At 65.1% G+C, this 18,133-nt stretch carries 24 protein-coding genes; 11 read left to right on the plus strand and 13 right to left on the minus strand.

Annotation, left to right across the window (positions count from 1 at the left end; translation table 11 throughout):
- Positions 1–2 precede the first annotated feature (2 nt).
- From AC3WUF_RS11845 to AC3WUF_RS11860, 4 genes are all read left to right on the plus strand, one after another.
- Positions 3–827: an alpha/beta fold hydrolase gene (locus AC3WUF_RS11845; RefSeq protein WP_492425768.1), complete on the plus strand. Its 825-nt coding sequence runs from the start codon at positions 3–5 to the stop codon at positions 825–827.
- 75 nt (positions 828–902) lie between these two features.
- The gene (locus AC3WUF_RS11850; RefSeq protein ID WP_492425770.1) at positions 903–1,337 is read left to right on the plus strand and encodes a hypothetical protein; all 435 of its coding nucleotides are present in this window, start codon (positions 903–905) and stop codon (positions 1,335–1,337) included.
- Positions 1,338–1,672: 335 nt separating this feature from the next.
- Positions 1,673–1,885, plus strand: a complete 213-nt coding sequence (locus AC3WUF_RS11855) for a hypothetical protein (protein WP_492425772.1) — start codon at positions 1,673–1,675, stop codon at positions 1,883–1,885.
- Between the two features lie 58 nt (positions 1,886–1,943).
- Complete coding sequence (locus AC3WUF_RS11860; RefSeq protein WP_492425773.1) at positions 1,944–2,369, plus strand: hypothetical protein; 426 nt, start codon at positions 1,944–1,946, stop codon at positions 2,367–2,369.
- Between the two features lie 76 nt (positions 2,370–2,445).
- Here the strand turns inward: AC3WUF_RS11860 and AC3WUF_RS11865 are convergent, their stop codons facing one another.
- Complete coding sequence (locus AC3WUF_RS11865; protein ID WP_492425775.1) at positions 2,446–2,613, minus strand: hypothetical protein; 168 nt, start codon at positions 2,611–2,613, stop codon at positions 2,446–2,448.
- 134 nt (positions 2,614–2,747) lie between these two features.
- Between AC3WUF_RS11865 and AC3WUF_RS11870 the strand changes: the two genes are divergently transcribed.
- Positions 2,748–3,491: a sulfotransferase family protein gene (locus AC3WUF_RS11870; protein ID WP_492425777.1), complete on the plus strand. Its 744-nt coding sequence runs from the start codon at positions 2,748–2,750 to the stop codon at positions 3,489–3,491.
- Positions 3,492–3,506: 15 nt separating this feature from the next.
- Here AC3WUF_RS11870 and AC3WUF_RS11875 read toward each other — a convergent pair whose 3' ends face one another.
- Entirely contained in the window at positions 3,507–4,832 is a 1,326-nt protein-coding gene (locus tag AC3WUF_RS11875) for an ABC1 kinase family protein (RefSeq protein WP_492425779.1), read from the minus strand.
- A gap of 148 nt (positions 4,833–4,980) precedes the next feature.
- Between AC3WUF_RS11875 and AC3WUF_RS11880 the strand changes: the two genes are divergently transcribed.
- Positions 4,981–5,475 (plus strand): DUF421 domain-containing protein, encoded by a 495-nt coding sequence (locus tag AC3WUF_RS11880; RefSeq protein ID WP_492425781.1) that lies wholly within the window; start codon positions 4,981–4,983, stop codon positions 5,473–5,475.
- Between the two features lie 12 nt (positions 5,476–5,487).
- Here AC3WUF_RS11880 and AC3WUF_RS11885 read toward each other — a convergent pair whose 3' ends face one another.
- The 3 genes from AC3WUF_RS11885 to AC3WUF_RS11895 all read right to left on the minus strand — a co-directional run bounded on the left by AC3WUF_RS11885 (position 5,488) and on the right by AC3WUF_RS11895 (position 6,983).
- Entirely contained in the window at positions 5,488–5,967 is a 480-nt protein-coding gene (locus tag AC3WUF_RS11885; protein ID WP_492425783.1) for a hypothetical protein, read from the minus strand.
- A 135-nt stretch (positions 5,968–6,102) separates the two neighbouring features.
- Positions 6,103–6,600: a DUF4142 domain-containing protein gene (locus AC3WUF_RS11890; RefSeq protein WP_492425785.1), complete on the minus strand. Its 498-nt coding sequence runs from the start codon at positions 6,598–6,600 to the stop codon at positions 6,103–6,105.
- A 161-nt stretch (positions 6,601–6,761) separates the two neighbouring features.
- Complete coding sequence (locus AC3WUF_RS11895) at positions 6,762–6,983, minus strand: hypothetical protein (RefSeq protein ID WP_492425787.1); 222 nt, start codon at positions 6,981–6,983, stop codon at positions 6,762–6,764.
- 89 nt (positions 6,984–7,072) lie between these two features.
- Here AC3WUF_RS11895 and AC3WUF_RS11900 point away from each other — a divergent pair, with 89 nt between their 5' ends.
- Positions 7,073–7,624, plus strand: a complete 552-nt coding sequence (locus AC3WUF_RS11900) for a glutathione peroxidase (RefSeq protein ID WP_492425789.1) — start codon at positions 7,073–7,075, stop codon at positions 7,622–7,624.
- Between the two features lie 15 nt (positions 7,625–7,639).
- Here the strand turns inward: AC3WUF_RS11900 and AC3WUF_RS11905 are convergent, their stop codons facing one another.
- Positions 7,640–9,139 (minus strand): peptide MFS transporter, encoded by a 1,500-nt coding sequence (locus AC3WUF_RS11905; RefSeq protein ID WP_492425791.1) that lies wholly within the window; start codon positions 9,137–9,139, stop codon positions 7,640–7,642.
- 93 nt (positions 9,140–9,232) lie between these two features.
- Positions 9,233–10,165, minus strand: a complete 933-nt coding sequence (gene dmeF, locus AC3WUF_RS11910) for a CDF family Co(II)/Ni(II) efflux transporter DmeF (protein ID WP_492425793.1) — start codon at positions 10,163–10,165, stop codon at positions 9,233–9,235.
- A 56-nt stretch (positions 10,166–10,221) separates the two neighbouring features.
- Here dmeF and AC3WUF_RS11915 point away from each other — a divergent pair, with 56 nt between their 5' ends.
- Complete coding sequence (locus AC3WUF_RS11915) at positions 10,222–10,488, plus strand: metal/formaldehyde-sensitive transcriptional repressor (RefSeq protein WP_492425795.1); 267 nt, start codon at positions 10,222–10,224, stop codon at positions 10,486–10,488.
- An 89-nt stretch (positions 10,489–10,577) separates the two neighbouring features.
- On the plus strand, positions 10,578–11,375 hold the full coding sequence (locus AC3WUF_RS11920) for an alpha/beta fold hydrolase (RefSeq protein ID WP_492425797.1): 798 nt from the start codon (positions 10,578–10,580) through the stop codon (positions 11,373–11,375).
- 14 nt (positions 11,376–11,389) lie between these two features.
- Here AC3WUF_RS11920 and AC3WUF_RS11925 read toward each other — a convergent pair whose 3' ends face one another.
- The 3 genes from AC3WUF_RS11925 to AC3WUF_RS11935 form a co-directional block, all read right to left on the minus strand.
- Entirely contained in the window at positions 11,390–13,156 is a 1,767-nt protein-coding gene (locus AC3WUF_RS11925; protein ID WP_492425799.1) for a tetratricopeptide repeat-containing sulfotransferase family protein, read from the minus strand.
- Positions 13,157–13,225: 69 nt separating this feature from the next.
- Entirely contained in the window at positions 13,226–14,206 is a 981-nt protein-coding gene (locus AC3WUF_RS11930; RefSeq protein ID WP_492425801.1) for a DNA topoisomerase IB, read from the minus strand.
- 74 nt (positions 14,207–14,280) lie between these two features.
- A complete protein-coding gene (locus AC3WUF_RS11935; protein WP_492425803.1) occupies positions 14,281–14,592 on the minus strand; it encodes a hypothetical protein in 312 nt (103 codons plus the stop codon).
- 135 nt (positions 14,593–14,727) lie between these two features.
- On the opposite strand from AC3WUF_RS11935, the gene AC3WUF_RS11940 reads away from it, so the two are divergent.
- Both AC3WUF_RS11940 and AC3WUF_RS11945 read left to right on the plus strand, forming a co-directional pair.
- A complete protein-coding gene (locus AC3WUF_RS11940; RefSeq protein WP_492425805.1) occupies positions 14,728–14,949 on the plus strand; it encodes a DUF6496 domain-containing protein in 222 nt (73 codons plus the stop codon).
- Positions 14,950–15,124: 175 nt separating this feature from the next.
- Positions 15,125–15,370 carry a hypothetical protein gene (locus AC3WUF_RS11945; protein WP_492425807.1) on the plus strand — a complete coding sequence of 82 codons (246 nt, stop codon included), beginning with the start codon at positions 15,125–15,127 and terminating at the stop codon, positions 15,368–15,370.
- On the opposite strand, the gene AC3WUF_RS11950 is transcribed toward AC3WUF_RS11945, so the two are convergent.
- From AC3WUF_RS11950 to AC3WUF_RS11960, 3 genes are all read right to left on the minus strand, one after another.
- Complete coding sequence (locus AC3WUF_RS11950; protein WP_492425809.1) at positions 15,371–15,610, minus strand: S26 family signal peptidase; 240 nt, start codon at positions 15,608–15,610, stop codon at positions 15,371–15,373.
- 118 nt (positions 15,611–15,728) lie between these two features.
- Positions 15,729–16,493: a hypothetical protein gene (locus AC3WUF_RS11955; RefSeq protein WP_492425811.1), complete on the minus strand. Its 765-nt coding sequence runs from the start codon at positions 16,491–16,493 to the stop codon at positions 15,729–15,731.
- Complete coding sequence (locus AC3WUF_RS11960; protein WP_492425813.1) at positions 16,490–18,109, minus strand: GMC family oxidoreductase; 1,620 nt, start codon at positions 18,107–18,109, stop codon at positions 16,490–16,492. Before AC3WUF_RS11960 ends, AC3WUF_RS11955 begins: the two co-directional genes overlap by 4 nt.
- Between the last annotated feature and the right edge of the window lie 24 nt (positions 18,110–18,133).

An 18,133-nucleotide genomic window follows, 5' to 3' on the forward strand; every position in this document is an offset into this window, starting at 1 on the left:
CAATGCAATTGTTCAAGCTTCCGGATGGCCGGTATCTGGCCTGGAACAGCTACGGCGATGCTTCCGGTGCACCGGTGTTCTATCTTCACGGCGCCGGCAGTTCGCGGCTGGAAGCAGCCTACGCCGACGAATACGCCAGGAAATTCGGGCTCCGGCTGATTGGCGTGGATCGGCCCGGTTACGGTCACTCGACAAGGTCGCCGGAGCCGGGATTCGAAAGATTCGCGCGCGATCTGCTGCAGCTCGCGGACGCATTGCGGATCGAGCGATTCGGCATCATCGGCATGTCGGCCGGCGGCCCGCATGCCTTGCATGTGGCCGCACTCGCGCCGTCGCGCACGACGGGCGTGGGCTTGGTCAATGCCTCGTCGGATTCCACCCATGAGGCCTGGCGCACCACGCCCACCGGGCTGCGCATGCTGACGAAACTCGCAGCCATCCGCCCGGTACTCAAGCAACTGGCGGCTCGCCTCAAGCGCAATCCGGCGGCCTTCTGCGCCGGCGCGGAACGCAGCGAAGGATGGACCAGGATACAGATCGACCTGTTCGTGGACGCGACCCGTGAAGGCATGCGCCAGGACGAAGCGGTCAAGACCATGCTGGAAGAGGCTCAGCGGGTACTGACCCGGACCTGGGGCGTCGACTGGCCCGCAATCTCCTGCGGAGTGCTCGCGCTCTGCGGAGAACGAGATCCGGGCCGGTGGTTTTACCAGGAGCAATCCCAGCGCCTTGGCGGGCTCAGCTTCGTGAAGATTCGGGGCGGGCATCAGCCCTTTGTCTCGGAAGCCGAGTGGCGGATGCTCGCAGCACACTGCGGCCAAACGTAAAAGCCGCGCCTCCGCCTTTGAGGGCGAAGACGCGGCCGTCACACTGATTCAGCGATCGGTCTGCCGGGCAGACTGGTGGCTGCTCAGTTATTCGCTACCGTCACGCTTCTCGATGCGGTCGGCGCGACGCTCGGCGCGATCCTCGATGCGATCGCCGCGCTTCTCGAGGCGATCCTCTACACGGTCGCTACGACGGTCGATTCGATTCTCTGCGCGCTCGGCGCGATTATCGAGCGCCTTGGCGGCGGCCTCATTGCCGGCATCGGCCTGACGGTCGGCGCGCTTTTCAAGGCGATCCTCGACGCGGTCACTCTTCTTGTCCAGGCGTTCCTGGACCCGCTCGCTGCGTGCATCCAGACGGTCCGCGGCGCGCTCGCCGCGGGCTTCGACGCGGTCTGCCCGCGCATCGGGGTCGGCCTGCGCCGAGACTGCCGTCACCAGAAGTCCAGTCGCCAACAGAAGCTTCGGAAAATAGTGCTTGCTCATAAAAAGTGCCTCCGGATTCTCTAGGGGGAAGTAGGCCTTTGATCTCTGGTTTTCGATCGGGTTTTGATCGCCAGCTAGGCTTTACCGTGTTGCCGCAATCAGTTACCGATAATTGGGCTTTACGGATACTTAACGATTTGCCGCGGCATGCCGCGAATGCCGACTGGCAGCTGTACACGGCGCCTTAACAATGCCGAATGAAAGACTTCCGCAACTGAGTTCGCGTAATGCAGGAGTCCCGCAACAACAGCGCCGTTTTTCATTCAGCCGACCGTCAGCCGGCAAGCCTCAATTTGCGCCGGCACCTGTAAGGAAACGCTGCCATGAACCACTGTGACGCGTGCAGAAAACTGGCCCTGATGCCGAATCGATCGGACATTCCGCCGCACCTGCAGCGCTATCTCGCACGCGCCCTCTCGTTCGGATTCGTCAGAGTCACGACCTACGAGTGCATCCACTGCGAAAGCCTGTGGCGTTGGCGCGTCACCGATGGCTGGGAGCAGGCGGATTTCCCCGCCTTGCCGGTTGCCGCACCGGTGGTGCCATCGGCAATGAACGAACGATTCGCCTGACGCACGCTTCGTCCTGCGCTCGATTGAAGAGCGGAAATATCGACACAGGAGTCCAGCCATGAACTGCAAACCTCTACTTCTCTGCGCCGGCATCGCCTCGCTGTCGCTGCCGGCATTCGCGGCGGACCAGGCGGCCTGCGCCGTCTATGCCAGCGCCATCGACGCCAACCTGAAGGAAGTTGCCCTCGCGAAGACCTTGTCCGTCACCGCGCGAGATCCCGGCATTGCCGCATCCAGCGGCCAGACGGCAGCGAACACCCTGCAGGCGATCGAGCAGAACATCCGGACCATGGAACAGAGCGGTTGCGCCCCTTACCCGCGCCCGGTCGATTACTCCGGCTACAACAGCGATGCGATGCGTTGCGCCTACGAGATTCTTCAGCAGCGCCCGACGGCCACGCAGTGCGACAAGAGCACCTGGACCCAGAAAGGCCAGATCGAAACCTGGCACTCCTTCGGCAAGAATCCGCCCAAGTCGGATTGATTCGCGGGCTTCATTCGCGCGGCGGTCGCGCGCCCACGGCAGGCCCGTGGGGCGCGCCGCTTACCTGACCTCCGTTTCACCAGAACCCGGTCGGCTTGTCCGGATCGTTTTCGTCGTCCGGCAGCGGCTTGGCACGCATCGCTTCGCGACGCGCCTGGAGGTAGGACACCGATCGCAGCGCGACAAACGGCGCGGCGATGATGAAGAAAATCATCACGACGATTCCCAGCAGCGTCCAGTTCATGTCGTCCTCCCTTGTGAAACACATCACCTGATTAACACCGCTTCGGGGAACGCTGCCTGAATTGCGATGGCGCGGTGCTTGCCGCTTTGCTAGTTTCGGGCCGGGGAATACTGGCTCGCACATCCGGGGAAATCATGGCACTCGACATCATCGGCGTCGGCTTTGGCCGCACCGGCACCGAATCGCTGTACGCAGCGCTCAATCAATTGGGCTTCCCTTGCTATCACATGTTCGAGGTGCTGAATAACAAGGCTAACAAGACCCATCTGGATTTCTGGCTCGATGTCGCCAACAGCGCATCCGGCAGCCGGCACGACTGGGATCAGGTGTTCGCGCGCTACAAGGCGACCGTCGACAACCCAGCCTGCGTGGTCTGGCGCGAGCTGACCGCGGAGTATCCGCAGGCCAAGGTGATCCTCACGCTGCATCCCAAGGGTGCGGAGGCCTGGTTCGAGAGCACGATGGACACGATCTATTTCACCGAGACGATGTGGCAGTTCAAGGTGCTCGAGGCCGTCACACCGTTCGGCCGCAAGTTCGGCGCCATGGCGCGCAAGCTGATCTGGCAGCGCGGCCACCTCGGAACGATGGGCCATCGCGCACAGGCCATCGCTTACTACCAGCAGCACATCGAAACCATCCGGGCAGCGATTCCGGCCGATCGGCTGCTGCTGTTCACGGCGGATCAGGGCTGGCCGCCGCTGTGCGCGTTTCTCGGCTTGCCGATTCCCGCGACGCCGTTTCCCAACGTCAACAGCCGCGCGACGTTCCAGAAGATCAAGAACGACATGACCAAGGGCGCCTACGTCATCCTGGGGATCGGCGCGGCGGCGCTGGCAGGGCTCGTCTACGGCGCGATACGGCTGCTGGCCGCTTGAGGCGATTACCGATACTCAGCCGGACTGCAGATAGGAACGCAGCAAAGGCGCGAGCGCGACCTTCGCCTTCAGTTTCACCAGAGTCCAGTAGTGTCCACCGACCATGCGGTCGAGATACACCGTCTTGACCGCCGGCTGGAACTGATCCATGCGCTTGAGCACTTCCGTACTCTTGGCGGCAGCCGTCGTGTGCATCGTCGAGGTCGCGAAATCGAACGGCTCATCCGACAGGAATGGCCGCATCACGATGCGTTGCCATTCTTCGTAGAACGCCCCTTCGACCGGCTTGGTGCCCGGCACCCGTGCCCCCAGGCGAATCAGGCCGACATCGACCGCCGCCCAGTTGCTGGTCAGCGCCGCGCGCACGGTGTTGCGATAGGTCGCGATGATGCCGGGCTCCAGCCGCTTGATGCAGCCGAAATCGTAGACCACCAGCGAGCCGTCGCGGCGCCACGCGAAGTTGCCGGGGTTGGGGTCGGCATGCACGGCATGCAACCCGAACAGCGAGCGGCACATGAAGTGGAACAGCCGCAGCGCCAGTTGATTGCGCAGCTCCTGATCGTAGCTGGCACCGACGACATCCAGCGTGTCGCCCGGCTCAAGGATCATCGTCAGGATCTGCCGCGAGCATAGCTCCGGCACCGTCGACGGAATCACGATCAGCGGATCGTCGGCATAGTAGTCGCGGAACAGCGCCATGTTCTGCGCTTCCTGCACGTAGTCCAGCTCCTCGTGCAGCCGCGTGCGGATTTCCTCGAACAGGTTGTCGAGCACCGTCTTGTCGACTCTGACGAGGCGCGCGGTGCGCAGCGCCAGCTTCAGCTGCTTGAGATCGCTGTCGCAGGAAGCCGCAACGCCGGGGTACTGCACCTTGACGACCGCTTCGCGGCCGTCGTGCAGCACCGCCCGATGCACCTGACCGATCGACGCCGCCGCATAGGGCTTGTGATCGAGAGTCTGGAACAGCTGGTCGACTGGCTTGCCCAGCTCACGCTCGATCTGCCGTTTGATCACCGCGAACGACATCGGCGCCGCATCCTTCTGCAGCTGCTTGAGCGGCTCGGCAATTTCCTTCGGCAGGAAATCGGCGGCCTGCGAAGCCAGCTGCCCGAGTTTCATGACCGCACCCTTGAGCTGACCCAGCGTCTGCGCCAGCTGCGCGCCGGCCTCGGCATTCAGCCTATCGCGTGCGGAATCGCGCTGCTCCTCGTTGCGGAACGAGTTGGCAATCGCATTGCCGGCGAAGCGGCCGGCCAGAGACGCGGTCATCCCTGCCAGCTTGATGAAGCGCTTGGCGCCGGCGGCGGGTTGTTCTTCGTCGTCTTTGCGATCCTTGCTCACAAGGGGAAATAAAATCGGACGGACCTCTAGTGTCCCCGCCCGACCGCAACAAAGCCAGCGCCGCGTACTGGCCTGACCCGGAGCGGCTTGCTTCAGCCGTACTTCATGAACATCCCGCTAAATGTCGCGCTCCCCTCAGGAGGCGCACATGGAAGGCTGGGTTCTCGATTTCTTCGGCACCGGAGACGATCTGGATACGCTGCACATGTGCGCACGCGCAGCCGTGGTCTTCGTGCTCGTCCTGATCATGGTGCGTGCCGCCGGACGGCGCTCGTTCGCGCTGCGCTCTCCGTTTGATGTGGTCGTCACCATCCTGCTCGGCGCGGTCGGCGCGCGCGCCATCGTCGGCGCCTCGCCGTTCTGGCCGACGATGGCCGCCTGCGCCACGCTGGTGCTGATGCATCGTAGCGTCGCGTGGCTGGCCGCCGTATCGCCGCTGATCGGGCGCATCCTCAAAAACCCGGTGCGGCTGCTGTGGCAGGACGGCCGGACGGATGCGGCAGCGATGCGCCGTGCGCTGCTCACCGAGGAAGATCTGCTCGAAGCCGCTCGCGAGGCGGGCGAACGCGATCTGTCGCCGTTCGCCGAAATACGCCTCGAACGCAGCGGGCGCATCACGCTGATCAGAAAAGGCACGAACTGAGCGTCAGCGAACTCAATGACGACGCTCGCGACGCTGTCGCTGCGCCGCTTCTGCCGCGCCGGCAGGCTCCATGAAGCGGGCATCGCTCGCATGCTCTTCCGAACGCCGCTTCAGCCGCGCGGCCTCCGCATGACCGACCGGTTTCTGGTTCGCCAGTTCGGCTTCGTCCAGGCCTCTTCCTAGCCCCAGCTCGGATGCCTTGTGCCGTAGCTGCGTATCGTTCGGCTCCCGCCGCGACTGCACCGCCGGCGAGCGCGATGCGTCGTCGTCGAGCAGGGTTTCCGGCGACAGATCGTCGGCGGTCACATGACCATCCGCGGTCTCGCCGCCGCTGCGGCCCATTTCGGCGACGCGCTCACGCGGGAATGGCGCGCCGTCTGCGGAGTCGATCGACTCGCCGTCGGCCTCGAACATCAATGGCGCGGGATTGCGACCGTCGCGCCGCGCGATCTTGGGAGAGGTGGAGGTTTCACGTGCACTTCTGCGGCTCATCGGAGTCTCCTTCATGTGCCGCATCTGCGGCGCCTTGATCCTGGGCCAACAAGAAACATACCTGCGGAGCGCTCAAGCTTCGGCCAAGAAGAAAGCCCCGCGATGCGGGGCTTCTGTGCGCTGCTGCAGCCTTGCTCAGGAAGCAACATCCTTGGCATCAAGCTTCTCGGCGTGCTCGCTGTGACGCTTCAGCGTCGGCAGCGTCTCGGCGGCGAACTTGCGGACGTCCTTGTCCTTCGCATCGTCGCTGGCATCCTCGAAGAGGTTGACCGCGTCGTCGTGGCCGTCTTCCATCAAGTCGGCGTACGCCTCGTTGAACTCCTTGCCCGGCGCCGCGGCCTTCAGCTTGTCGAGCTTCTCCTGATGATCCTTGTCCAGCGTCGAAGGCAGCGTAACGCCCTTGGTGGTCGCCAATGCCTTGAGATTCGCATGCGCCGCGCCATGGTCGGCGATCATCATCTTGGCAAACGAAGTGATCTGCGGATCGGTGCTCTGCTGTGCGGCGATCTCACTGCTCTGGACTTCGAACATGCCGGCGATTGCCGCCTTGTCGAAGAACTTCTGATCAGGCGCGGCGGCGGATGCAACGAGCGGGAACAGCAGAACGCTTGCAAGCATGGGGGTGTTTTTCATCGGTCTCTCCGTTTTGTCGTTCCGCGATAGCGCGGATACCAAGCCCCCGCCAGAATCGTTCCTAAGCTCCGCGCCTGCCGTCTTCAGCCAGCGACGGGCGTATCGTTTTGCAGCCTGCACTCTCCGGCGCGGCGATCACGCAATCTGCGAGCGGCCGCGTTTCAGAACCGGTAGCTCAAGGACAGCCCCGCGGATTCTCCGGAGAGCGTGATGTCGGCTTCACCGCCGCCGAGACTCTGTGGCGGCAAGGGACTGCCGAGCTGGTTCGGCGGAATCGAGTTCTGCCCGCGCACCGTGTTCTCCGGCCCCTTGCAGTAATAGGCGTTGATGTCGACGCGCGCGCTGTAGCGGTAGCTCATGCCCAGCGTGTAGTGCCGTTCCACGCCCGTTCCGGCAGCAGTCCGCGGTACCTGTCCGGCATCGGCCAAACCGTCCTATCATCCAAGCCCCTCAAGCAGAAACGGAATCCACCATGGCACAGACGCTGCAGTCCATTCCCCTCAAGAAGATCGACGGCGCGCAGACCACGCTGGCCGAGTACAGCGGCAAGGTGCTGCTGGTCGTCAACGTCGCTTCCAAGTGCGGATTGACGCCGCAGTACGAAGGACTGGAGAAGCTCTATCGCAGCAAGCGCGCGGACGGCTTCGAGGTGCTGGGCTTCCCGGCCAACAACTTCAAGGGCCAGGAACCGGGCACGGAAAAGGAAATCATGGAGTTCTGCTCCCTGACCTACAACGTCGACTTTCCGATGTTCTCGAAAATCTCGGTCAAGGGCGACGATCAGCATCCGCTGTATGCGGCGCTCACCCAGGCGCAGCCGACAGCACAGGGCGACGGACCGTTTCGCGAGAACCTGAAGAAGTACGGCATCGACAGCGGCAACAATGCGGACGTGCTGTGGAACTTCGAGAAGTTCCTGATCGGCCGCAACGGCCAGGTCGTTGCACGCTTCGCTCCCGACGTCACAACCGACGATTCCCGCCTGGTCTCGGCGATCGAAGCCGAGCTGGGCAAGCGCCCCTGAGACGAGTGTTCCGGCTCAGGCCGGCTTGGGTTCCGCCATCAGGCGCTGTACCGGCCGCGCCAGCAGCAGCATGAACGCGCCGGCGCCGGCCGTCGTGAAGAAGACGAACAGGAAGCGATCCGACATGCCGGACACATTGGCATCCTGCGCCAGGTGTCCGGCCAGCAGGCCGGCGATCAGCTTGCCCAGCGCCGACGCGGTGAACCACATGCCAAACATCTGTCCCTGGTAGCGCGCCGGCGACAGTTTGTTGACCGCGGCAAGACCGACCGGCGACAGGCACAACTCGCCCATCGTGTGGAACAGGTAGGTCAGCAGCAGCCAGGTCGGCGCGACCTTCTCGCCGGCGGCGACGTAGACCGAGGCCCAGGCCAGCACCGCGAAACCGATCGACAGCTGCAGCAGTCCGAGGCCGAATTTCACCGGCGTCGACGGATTCAGATTGCGCTTGCCCAGATGCACCCACAGCGCGGCGAAGAATGGCGACAGGATCACGATCAGCAGCGGATTCACCGCCTGGATCCAGGACGCCGGCAACTCCCAGCCGGCGACGACGCGATCGGTGTGTTCCTTGGCGAACAGGCTGAAGCTCGAGCCGGCCTGTTCGAAACCGCTCCAGAACAGCGCCGCGCCGATGAACAGCACGACGATCACCGCGACGCGCTTCTTCTCCAGCGCGGTCAGGCCGCCGAACAGGAACAGGCCCGCGAAGCAGGCAAACGCCAGCAGCGCAATGAACAGGCCGACCACCTTGGCAAGCGCGACCGCGTCGATGACGAGCGCGCCGATCAGCACCGCGAATACCACGCTCGCCACGCCGGCGACGAAGATCGCCGTCGCGGTCCAGCCGCGGCGCCAGACCTGTGCATCGCGCGTCGCATCGCCGCTGGTCACCGCTGCGTTGCCGATGTCGCCGAGGAAGCGATCCGACAGCTTGTACTGGATCAGGCCGAGCACCATGAACACGCCGGCAACGCCGAAGCCCCAGTGCCAGCCGACCTTCTCGCCGAGATAGCCGCACAGCAGCTTGCCGAGGAACGAGCCGATGTTGATGCCCATGTAGAACAGCGAATAAGCCGCATCCTTGCGCGCGCTCTCGGCGTCGTCATACAGCTTGCCGACCAGCACGCTGACATTGGGCTTGAGCAGGCCGGTGCCGAGCGCGATCAGGATCAGGCCGATGAAGAAGCTCGGCGTCGAGTTGAGTGCCATGCTGAAGTGTCCGCAGGCGATGATCACGCCGCCCCAGAACACCGCGTTGCGCGGGCCGATCAGCCGGTCGCCGATCCAGCCGCCCGGCAGCGCCGACAGATACACCGCCGAGGTATACAGGCCGTAGATTGCCAGCGCGGTTTCCTTGCTGATGCCCAGGCCCGGGTTGTCGCCCTGCACCGCGGCGACCATCGCCAGCACGAGGATGGCGCGCATGCCGTAATAGCTGAAGCGCTCCCACATCTCGGTGAAGAACAGCGTCGACAGGCCGCGCGGGTGGCCCAGCCACAAGGTGGTTTGCACAGAAGAACTCCGGCGGCACGCGATCCGTGATCGTCAGCCGCATGCAGGGACAAGGTCGTTGCGATCCATTGTGCCGTGCGGACGGCAAGGCCGCTACGCGACCGCGGGCGCGATCTCGACCGTTACATGCACCAATTCTTCATGGATGGCCAGCTGCCGGTGAAAATCGGCCGCCGATGCGTCGCCATCGACCGCGAGACCGAGGATGCAGGCGTACTTTCCCGTGGCGACGCGCCAGACATGCAGATCGGTGATGCGCGCCGGCACCGGGCTCGCCGCGATCACCTCGCGGATCTCCTCGACGACCGGGGCGTCCATCTCCGCATCCAGCAGCACGCGACCGGTCGACTGGAGCAGGCCGATCGCCCAGACGCCGACCAATGCCGAACCCGCAATGCCCATTAGCGGATCGAGCCAGTCCGCGCCCCAGAGCTTGCCGCCGATCAACGCGAAGATCGCGAGTACCGAAGTCACTGCATCGGCGATGACGTGCAGGTAGGCGGAGCGCAGGTTGAGATCTTCGTGCGCGTGGTCATGCGAATGGCCGTGCGCAGGGTCGTGGGCATGATGGCCGTGATCGTGCCTATGACCATGCCCGGCATGCAGCAGACGGGCGCAGGCCAGATTAACTGCAAGCCCGACGATCGCGATGACAATCGCCTGGTTGTACTGGATGGCCGACGGCGACAGCAGCCTTTCCACCGAGTGGTAGGCCATCGACAGCGCAATCAGCAGCAACAGCAGCGCGCTCGTGAAACCGCCGAGGATTTCTATCTTCCAGGTGCCGAAGGCAAAGCGGCGGTCGCCCGCCAGACGCCGCGCCAGCAGATAGGCCAAGGCCGCGAGGCCGAGTGCCAAGGTGTGCGAACTCATGTGCCAGCCGTCCGCCAGCAGCGCCATCGAGTTGTAGACCAGGCCGCCGGCGATTTCGGCAACCATCATTGCGGCCGTCAGCGCGACGGCCCAGCGGGTGCGGCGTTCGGCCAGCGGATTGCCTTCATTGAAGGCGTGGGAATGCGTCGTCATGGACATCTGTCGTTCTGGATATATACTCACCCCCAGTATATTCAGAAACCAGGCCCATGGCACACACCGTCAACGAAAAGAAGCCATTGCTCAGCCGCGTACGGCGCATCCAGGGTCAGCTGAGCAGCGTCGAAAAAGCGCTGGATGCCGACGCCGACTGCGTTGCGATCCTGCAGCAGATCGCCGCCGTGCGCGGCGCAGTCAACGGACTGATGGCCGAGGTGCTTGAAGGCCATCTGCGCGAACATCTGCAGCCGGCCAAACATGCCAATGACGAAGATCTCGATGTCGCCGTCAGGGTCATGCGCTCGTACCTGAAATAGCGCCCGCGCCGCGGCCTTCAAAACCGTTAAAGTGCGCTGCACATTGCAGACCTCGCCGCGCTCTGCACGCGGCCCGCACATTGGAATTCATGACAGCAAGCACTCAGGAAACCTGGATCGACACCGATCTGGGTCGCGTCTACTCGAAGGCATGGACCGCGGATTCGTCTGCATCCGCGGATCCGATCCCGCTGGTTCTGCTCCACGATTCGCTCGGCTGCGTGGAGCTGTGGCGCGATTTTCCGGAGCGCCTGGCGATCGCCACAGGCCGCACGGTGCTCGCCTACGACCGCATCGGCTTTGGCCGATCCGATCCGGCGCGCGGCAAATTGCCGCCCAGCTTCATTCACGACGAAGCGCTGAGCAGCTTCAGCGCGGTGACCGGGCATCTCGGCATCCGGCGATTCGTCGCGCTGGGGCATAGCGTCGGCGGCTGCATGGCCGTCGAGGTGGCCGGGCAGCTCGCGGCATCCTGCGTGGCCCTGATCACCGAGTCCGCGCAGACTTTTGTCGAAGCGCGCACGGTCGACGGCATCAATCAGGCGAAGCAGCTGTTCGCCCAGCCGGGTCAGCTCGACAAACTCAAGCGCTATCACGGCGACAAGGCCGAATGGGTGTTGAATGCCTGGATCGAGACCTGGCTGTCGCCGGGCTTCGCGGACTGGACGCTGGACGCTGCGCTGAAGCAGGTGAGCTGCCCGACCCTCGCCATTCACGGGCAGAACGACGAATACGGTTCGACCGTGCATCCGCGCCGCATCGCCGATGGCGTGCAAGGCCCTTCGAGCGCCGAGATCATCGAGCACTGCGGCCACATTCCGCATCGCGAGATGCCGGAGCCGATCACGCGCATGGTCGCGGACTGGATCGAGCGGGCACTCTCCTGATGCCGCACCGCGGCTCAGGCCTGCGCGGCAACGTCCCAGGCTGAAAACGCGGATTCGATGTCGGCCAGATACGGCGCATAGGCGCGCCAGCGTTCGACCGACTGGTTGTAGATCGGCTGGCGCACCTGCCAGCGGCTCGGCGTCTGCACCGCGCGCTCGGCCTTGTGGAAATCGAGGCAGCGCGCGTCCCAGGGCGCACCGAGAAAGCTCACGAGGCGGCGCGCCTGGACTTCGAGATCGGCCACCGTATCCTCGTAGCGCAGCTCCAGCATCTGCAGCGGCAGATGCGTGCGCCAATGCGCCATCAGGCGATCGTACTGCTCGCGGAAGAATGCCAGATCGGCGAAGTCCGTCGCATAGCGCTGGTCGGCATTGAAGTTTTCCATCCAGATCGACAGGGCGTTGTCGCGCGCATCGCGGATGCAATGGACGACGCGTGCGTTTGGAAACAGCAGAGCCGCGAAGGCAAGCTGGAAGAAGTTCAGCGGCGACTTGTCGCTGATCCGCAGCCGCCCCTGCGGCGCGCCTTCGCGCAATGCCTTGAGATACTCCTGCGCCCGCGCCCGCGACGTCACCTCGTCGAGCTTCGTTGCAGCCTGCCAGCTCTGTTCCTGCTCGCCGATGCACTGCGCGGCAATGCGCGACAGATCCGGCAACTCGCCGGCGCCATGCAGTCGCGGATGTGACGAAAGAATCTGTTCGGTCAGGGTCGTGCCGGAACGCGGCAGCCCGACGATGAAGACCGGCTGGTCGACGCCCAGGCCGAGGCGACGATGGGCGCGGAAGAACTCGCCGTCGTAGGTTTCGATGATGCGATCGACGCGCGCCTGCAGCGCCGCGCGATCGAGCGGACCGCTGGCGCGACGGCGCGCGGCATTGGCGGCCAGCCCCGCTGCGGTCGCCCGCGCGTAGTCGCGGCGACGGTCGTGATACTTGGCAAGGCCGTAGCCGATCAGCGCCTTTGCTTCGTCCTTGCCGTCGCTGACCTGCATCGCCGCATCGGCGTTCGCCAACACCTTCGGATCGGCGTCGTCCTTCAGCAGCGCCAGATACTGACCCAGTGCATGCGCATGTCCGGGCCGGCGTTCAAGCACCTGCAGATAGCAGCCGAGCGCGCCCTCGGCCTCGCCGAGATCTTCCAGCGTGCGCCCGAGACCGAACCAGCCTTGCACATGCTCCGGATCGAGCCCCAGCGATTGACGGAACAGCGACTCGGCACGCCGCACCTTGCCGGCCTGCGACAAATGCTGGGCGAGCCGGCTGCGTGCGCGCGCCAGGGTTGGATCGTGTTTGGCGGCGCGTTCGAAACATTCCAGCGCGTCTTCGAGCTGGCCTTGATCGATCAGCAGATTGCCAAGGGCTAGATAGGTCTCCGCACGCTCCGGCGCCGCGAGCAGCGCGTTCTTGAACGCATTGAAGGCGCCCTGCCGGTCGTCGAGCTTGCGCAGCGTGAGGCCGAGGTTGTGCCAGGCATCCGCATGCCGCGGATCGATCTGGATCGCCTCGAAAAAGCAGCGGGCCGCATCGTCGAGACGCCGTTCCGAGGCGTAGACCAGCCCCAGGTCAGACCATGAGCGCGGATCGTTCGGCGCCAGCTCGCAGGCGCGTTGCGCGTGCCGCAACGCTGCGACGAACTCGCCGCGAGCGGCCAGCAGCCGGCCGAGGTGGCGGTGCGCATCGGCACTGCCGGGATCGCTGATCAGCTGCGCACGGCAGTCGGCCAGCGCGCCATCGACGTCACCAAGCTCCAGCCGCGCCTGCACCTGCTCGAGTACGCCCACGTTCAATGCCCGCCGCACCAATGAGAATGACTCGCATTATGACAGGCAGACCGGCAACCCGCGATGCCGCTATGGCGGCGGCTCGCCGAGCGCCAGGTAGCGCCGCTCGTCGATCCGCAATCCGCTGCAGCGCGCAGGCTGCAGATCGGCGAGCGCGCCGGCACTGTAAGCGTCGATCAATGCCGGATCGATGTAGGCGCGGCGGCAGACCGCCGGCGTATTGCCAAGTCCCGCCGCGACTTCGGCGATCGCCCGACGCAGATTGCGACCGTCGCACAGGCCCTGCTGGTTGAGGCGCCTGAGCAACTTCAGCAGCCGCACGTTGGCCGTCCAGGTCCGGAAGTCTTTCGCGGTAACTGCTTCTCCAGCCATCTCCTGCAGGCTCGCGTTGACCGCGGCGGCATCGATCTCGCGATGGCCGTCGGCGGTGCGATAGCCCAGCAACGCCGACGACGACGCGCTGCCGCTGCGCAGGATACGCACCAGCGTCGGCTCGCGGATCTCGACCTGTGCCCTGGCGCCGCCCTTGCCGCGGAACTCGAGGCGAGCGCGTCCGCGCTGGATGCTTAGGTGTCGGCTGCGCAATGTCGTCAATCCGTAGGTTCCGTTCTCGCGCAGATAAGCGCGGCTGCCGACACGCAGCCCGGTCTGGTCGAGCAGGCTCAGCGCCGCCGCGATCGCCTTTGCGCGGCCGCCTTGCCGCGCCCGCAGATCGCGCGACAGGCAGCGCCGGATCGACGGCAACTTGCGCCCGAAGCGTCGCACGCGGGAAAACTTCTTGCGGTCGCGCGCTTCGCGCCAGGCGGCGTGATACCGATACTGCTTGCGGCCACGCGCATCCATGCCGGTGTACTGCAGGTGGCCCTGCGGGTCGGCGCAGATCCAGACGTCCTTGTAGGCGGGGGGAATCGCGAGGTGACGGATGCGCGCCAGCGCCTGCGCGGATTTGATGCGCTGCCCATTGCTGTTCAGATAGACGAAGCCCGGGCCGCGGCGCAGTCGCCGCCAGCCGGGCTGGCAATCCTTGCTGCGCCTCAGCCGCGATCGCATTGCAAGCTCCCATGATCGGCCCGCGGGCCTCGATGAGAGCCCGCACAGCAAATCACGTGCCGCGTTCGCGGGCTTCAGCGCAGTTCGGTGATGCCGATTCCCGCTGCCAGCTGCTGCGCCTTGCCGCTGTAGATCAGGTGCTCGATGATCTGCGCACGCAATTGCGTGGCGCAGAAATCCGGACTGAGCTGATTCGTCGTGCTCGAAATGTCCGTGACGAATGTCGTCCAACGTCCGTCGACCCACAGCTGCGGCGCACCGCCGTTGTCGGCGGATTCGACGAACAGAAACATCTCGTCCTTGTAGAGAATGCCCTGCTCGGTGCCCGTTTCCAGGTAGTCGAGCACGGCGTCCGCGTATGCAGATGCCAGCTTCCTTGCGTTCATGGCTGCGCCCCATCCTTGAGCGTCCGAAGCTGCATCAAAGCGGAACCTTCACCGAAAGGCAAGGCTGTCTGCCGCTCCACGCCGGGCACGATTTCTGCCGCGTCGTTGCAAGCTGTCAGACAACGGAGCGTGAACATGCCAGCCGCAAAGAAAACCAGCCGACGCCGCTACAGCCGGGGCGCCTCGAAAGTCGTCAAGAGCGCAGTGCATCGCGCCAAGAAGGGCACCTTGAAGAGCGGCAAGGACGGCAAGGGCGGCACCGTGCGCAGCCGCAAGCAGGCGATTGCGATCGGCCTGTCGGAAGCGCGAAAGAAAGGGATGAAGGTGCCGGCCAAGCGCCGTTCGAAGGCGGCTTAGCTCGCGCCCGGCAGCAGATTGCAGGAGCGCCGATACCGGCATCTGCATTTCGCGGCCCGCATCCAGCACGAGCTACCAGCGCCGCACGCGCGGAACGCCGGGCACGGCGCTTGCTCATCAGCCTGGCCAGCCCGGCCGTTGCGCCGGACTTCCTTCAGGGATCAGGAGAGCGCGCATGGAAAAACGGGATGCTCGGGTGACCGGATCACCCGAAGAGAACGTGATGGGAACTCCGCGCAGCACGCTGGACCATGCAACCGCGCGATCGCAGGCCTATTACGGCCGGGATTGCAGCCGGTCCGTGGACGGGCCAGGACCGACCCGGCACCAGCAGGCTTTCGACACCCTGATGGATGCCGTGCGCGCCTCCAGTGCGCCGAAGGCGGGCAAGCCGCCTGCGAACAAGCTGCAGCGCGCCTAATTAACTCAGCGCCTGCTCGTCGCTGACGACCGGGCGGGCGTCGCGGGTCGCGCGGTAGACCTTCTCCGGCGTGCCCTGATCGACGATCTCGATGTGGTCGGCATGCACCGCGACGATCTGCGCAACGAATGGGAAATCGCCGAGCTTGGGAACGCGGTAGCTGACGACATCGCCGACCTTGAAGCTGGCCGGATCGAAATTGAATTCAAAGGGACATTTGCCGTCACCCATGTTCATCATGGTCGCTCTCCTGCATCTTCGTGATTTGGCTGAAGACTATTCTGAACTTTGCCGCCGGCAACGGCCAGACGCCGGGCCGGCGGGAACTTGACGCAAAGCGCAGTGATTTCAGCCCCGCTCATTCGAGGACCGGGCTCGAAATCTCCAGCGAATAGTCGAAGGCATGGCTGCCGGTCGAAGGACTCAGCGGCAACGGAATCGGCCCGCTGCCGCTTTGCGTCACCGTCCCGACACCGATGATGCCGGTCTGCTCGCTGTAGACCGCATCGACGGCGCCGAGCACCTCGCCATCGCGCACGTACAGCGCCCGCGTATGACCGCCGCCGGCTTCCGCCACGGTCTCCGGCCCCAGCGCGTTGATCTGCGTCATGAGGCGGCTGTTGGCGCCGACGGCCTCGACGCTACCGATCCGCACGCCGGCAACTTCGTCGAGCGTGATCGTGATCTCGGCGGGCTCGATCAGCCCATGCAGGCCCCAGGCCTCGAACTGCGCCACCGACTTCGCGCGGGTGCTGTAGCCGCCGAGCGCGACGGCGTAGGTCGCGATATCCGGCGAGCGGTACTTCTCCGGGACGTCCGCCAGCGCGAAGGCCAGCACCTCGCGCACGGCTTCCCCACCCTCGGCCGGCTGGCAGCTCGCGCCGCTGATGTGAATCGCCGCAATGCCGATGTCTCCGGCCGGCGTCGTGTAGGCAAAACCTTCGGGCAACGCTGGCATCAGCAAGGTCGGCACGAAGACCAGCGCCGTCTGCTCGCTGCAGTCGCTGTAAGTCAGCTTGCCGCTGGCGCTGACGCCGCCACTTTCACCGTCCTCGCCGCAGGCGGAAAGCAGCAGCGCCGCACCAAGCGCGAGCGGCAGATGAAGCGTCTTCGCAGTGTTCATGGCTTGCGGCAATCCTCAAGAATCATGGCGGCGGCTTTCTCGGCAATCATCAGCGTCGGCGCGTTGGTATTGCCGGACGTGATCGTCGGCATGATCGACGCATCCGCCACGCGCAGCCCGGCGATGCCGCGCAGGCGCAGGCGGGTATCGACGACAGCGCCCGCATCGTCGGCGCGACCCATCCTGCAGGTGCCGACCGGGTGGAAGATGGTCGTGCCGACCATGCCGGCGGCCACCGCCAGCGCTTCGTCGTCTTCGTACTGCGGGCCGGGCAGGTATTCCTTCGGCTGGTACGGCGCGAGCGCCGGCATCGAGACGATGCGCCGCGTCAGCCGCAAGGCATCGGCGGCGACCTTGCGATCCTCCGGCGTCGACAGATAGCGCGGTGCGATCAGCGGCGCATCGGCCGCGGCGCGTGACGTGATCGTGACGCTGCCGCGCGAAGTCGGCCGCAGCGCGCAGACGCTGGCGGTGAACGCCGGGAAGCGATGCAGCGGGTCGCCGAACTTGTCGAGCGACAGCGGCTGCACGTGGTACTCCAGGTTCGGCGTCGGCTGCGAAGGATCGGACTTGGTGAACACGCCGAGCTGGCTCGGCGCCATGCTCAGCGGACCGCCGCGGCGCCACAGATACTCCATGCCCATCCAGGCCTGGCCGAACAGATTGTTGGCGAGCTGGTTGAGCGAGCGGATGCCGGCAATCTGGTAGATCGACCGCAGCTGCAGATGGTCCTGCAGATTGGCGCCGACGCCCGGCAGATCGGCGCGCACCTCGATGCCCAGTTCGGCCAGCTTCCGAGAATCGCCGATCCCCGAGCGCTGCAGGATCGCCGGCGAGCCGATCGAGCCGGCAGCCAGCACCGTCTCGACGCGCGACTTCGCCTGCAGCGTTTCGCCGCCCAGCGAGAACTCGACGCCACTGACCCGCGTGCCGTCGAACGTCAGCTTGTCGATCAGCGCGCCGGTGACGACGCGCAGGTTCGGCCGCTTCAGCGCCGGCCGCAGGAATGCGCGCGCCGCGCTCCAGCGCACGCCGCGACGCTGGGTCACCTCGAATTTGCCGGCGCCGGTGTTGTCGCCGGTGTTGAAGTCCTTCGTGCGCGGAATCCCGGCCTGCTCTGCGGCATCGGCGAAGCGATCGAGGATGTCCCAGCGCAGGCGTTGTTCCTCGACCCGCAGCTCGCCGCCGCTGCCGTGATGCGCGTCGCCGCCGCGCCAGTGATCCTCGCTGCGCTTGAAGATCGGCAACACCTGGTCCCAGCGCCAGGAGTCGTCGCCGCTCAGCTGCGCCCACTCGTCGTAGTCGCGCGTCTGGCCGCGCATGTAGATCATCGCGTTGATCGACGAACTGCCGCCGAGCACGCGACCGCGCGCGTAGAGGATCGAACGGCCGCCGAGGCCTTCCTCGGCCTGCGTGCGGTAGCACCAGTCGGTGCGCGGGTTGCCGATGCAATAGAGGTAACCGACCGGGATGTGGATCCAGATCCAGTTGTCCTTGCCGCCGGCTTCGAGCAGCAGCACCGAGTTCGCCGGGTCCTTCGACAGGCGGTTGGCGAGTGTGCAGCCGGCGGTGCCGCCGCCGACGATGATGTAGTCGTAGGTGCCGAAATCTTTCATGGGCGGATTCTAGGGCCTGCGGCA

Source organism: Fontimonas sp. FW305-C-3 (genome assembly GCF_058783185.1).

Coding starts and splice junctions, on each gene's coding strand:
- AC3WUF_RS11915 (WP_492425795.1), top strand. CDS start 10,222: ATGGCACACACCGTCAACGAAAAGAAGCCATTGCTCAGCCGCGTACGG.
- AC3WUF_RS11845 (WP_492425768.1), top strand. CDS start 3: ATGCAATTGTTCAAGCTTCCGGATGGCCGGTATCTGGCCTGGAACAGC.
- AC3WUF_RS11870 (WP_492425777.1), top strand. CDS start 2,748: ATGGCACTCGACATCATCGGCGTCGGCTTTGGCCGCACCGGCACCGAA.
- dmeF (WP_492425793.1), bottom strand. CDS start 10,165: ATGACGACGCATTCCCACGCCTTCAATGAAGGCAATCCGCTGGCCGAA.
- AC3WUF_RS11860 (WP_492425773.1), top strand. CDS start 1,944: ATGAACTGCAAACCTCTACTTCTCTGCGCCGGCATCGCCTCGCTGTCG.
- AC3WUF_RS11950 (WP_492425809.1), bottom strand. CDS start 15,610: ATGATGAACATGGGTGACGGCAAATGTCCCTTTGAATTCAATTTCGAT.
- AC3WUF_RS11955 (WP_492425811.1), bottom strand. CDS start 16,493: ATGAACACTGCGAAGACGCTTCATCTGCCGCTCGCGCTTGGTGCGGCG.
- AC3WUF_RS11890 (WP_492425785.1), bottom strand. CDS start 6,600: ATGAAAAACACCCCCATGCTTGCAAGCGTTCTGCTGTTCCCGCTCGTT.
- AC3WUF_RS11960 (WP_492425813.1), bottom strand. CDS start 18,109: ATGAAAGATTTCGGCACCTACGACTACATCATCGTCGGCGGCGGCACC.
- AC3WUF_RS11880 (WP_492425781.1), top strand. CDS start 4,981: ATGGAAGGCTGGGTTCTCGATTTCTTCGGCACCGGAGACGATCTGGAT.
- AC3WUF_RS11900 (WP_492425789.1), top strand. CDS start 7,073: ATGGCACAGACGCTGCAGTCCATTCCCCTCAAGAAGATCGACGGCGCG.
- AC3WUF_RS11945 (WP_492425807.1), top strand. CDS start 15,125: ATGGAAAAACGGGATGCTCGGGTGACCGGATCACCCGAAGAGAACGTG.
- AC3WUF_RS11855 (WP_492425772.1), top strand. CDS start 1,673: ATGCCGAATCGATCGGACATTCCGCCGCACCTGCAGCGCTATCTCGCA.
- AC3WUF_RS11930 (WP_492425801.1), bottom strand. CDS start 14,206: ATGCGATCGCGGCTGAGGCGCAGCAAGGATTGCCAGCCCGGCTGGCGG.
- AC3WUF_RS11920 (WP_492425797.1), top strand. CDS start 10,578: ATGACAGCAAGCACTCAGGAAACCTGGATCGACACCGATCTGGGTCGC.
- AC3WUF_RS11865 (WP_492425775.1), bottom strand. CDS start 2,613: ATGAACTGGACGCTGCTGGGAATCGTCGTGATGATTTTCTTCATCATC.
- AC3WUF_RS11935 (WP_492425803.1), bottom strand. CDS start 14,592: ATGAACGCAAGGAAGCTGGCATCTGCATACGCGGACGCCGTGCTCGAC.
- AC3WUF_RS11885 (WP_492425783.1), bottom strand. CDS start 5,967: ATGAGCCGCAGAAGTGCACGTGAAACCTCCACCTCTCCCAAGATCGCG.
- AC3WUF_RS11940 (WP_492425805.1), top strand. CDS start 14,728: ATGCCAGCCGCAAAGAAAACCAGCCGACGCCGCTACAGCCGGGGCGCC.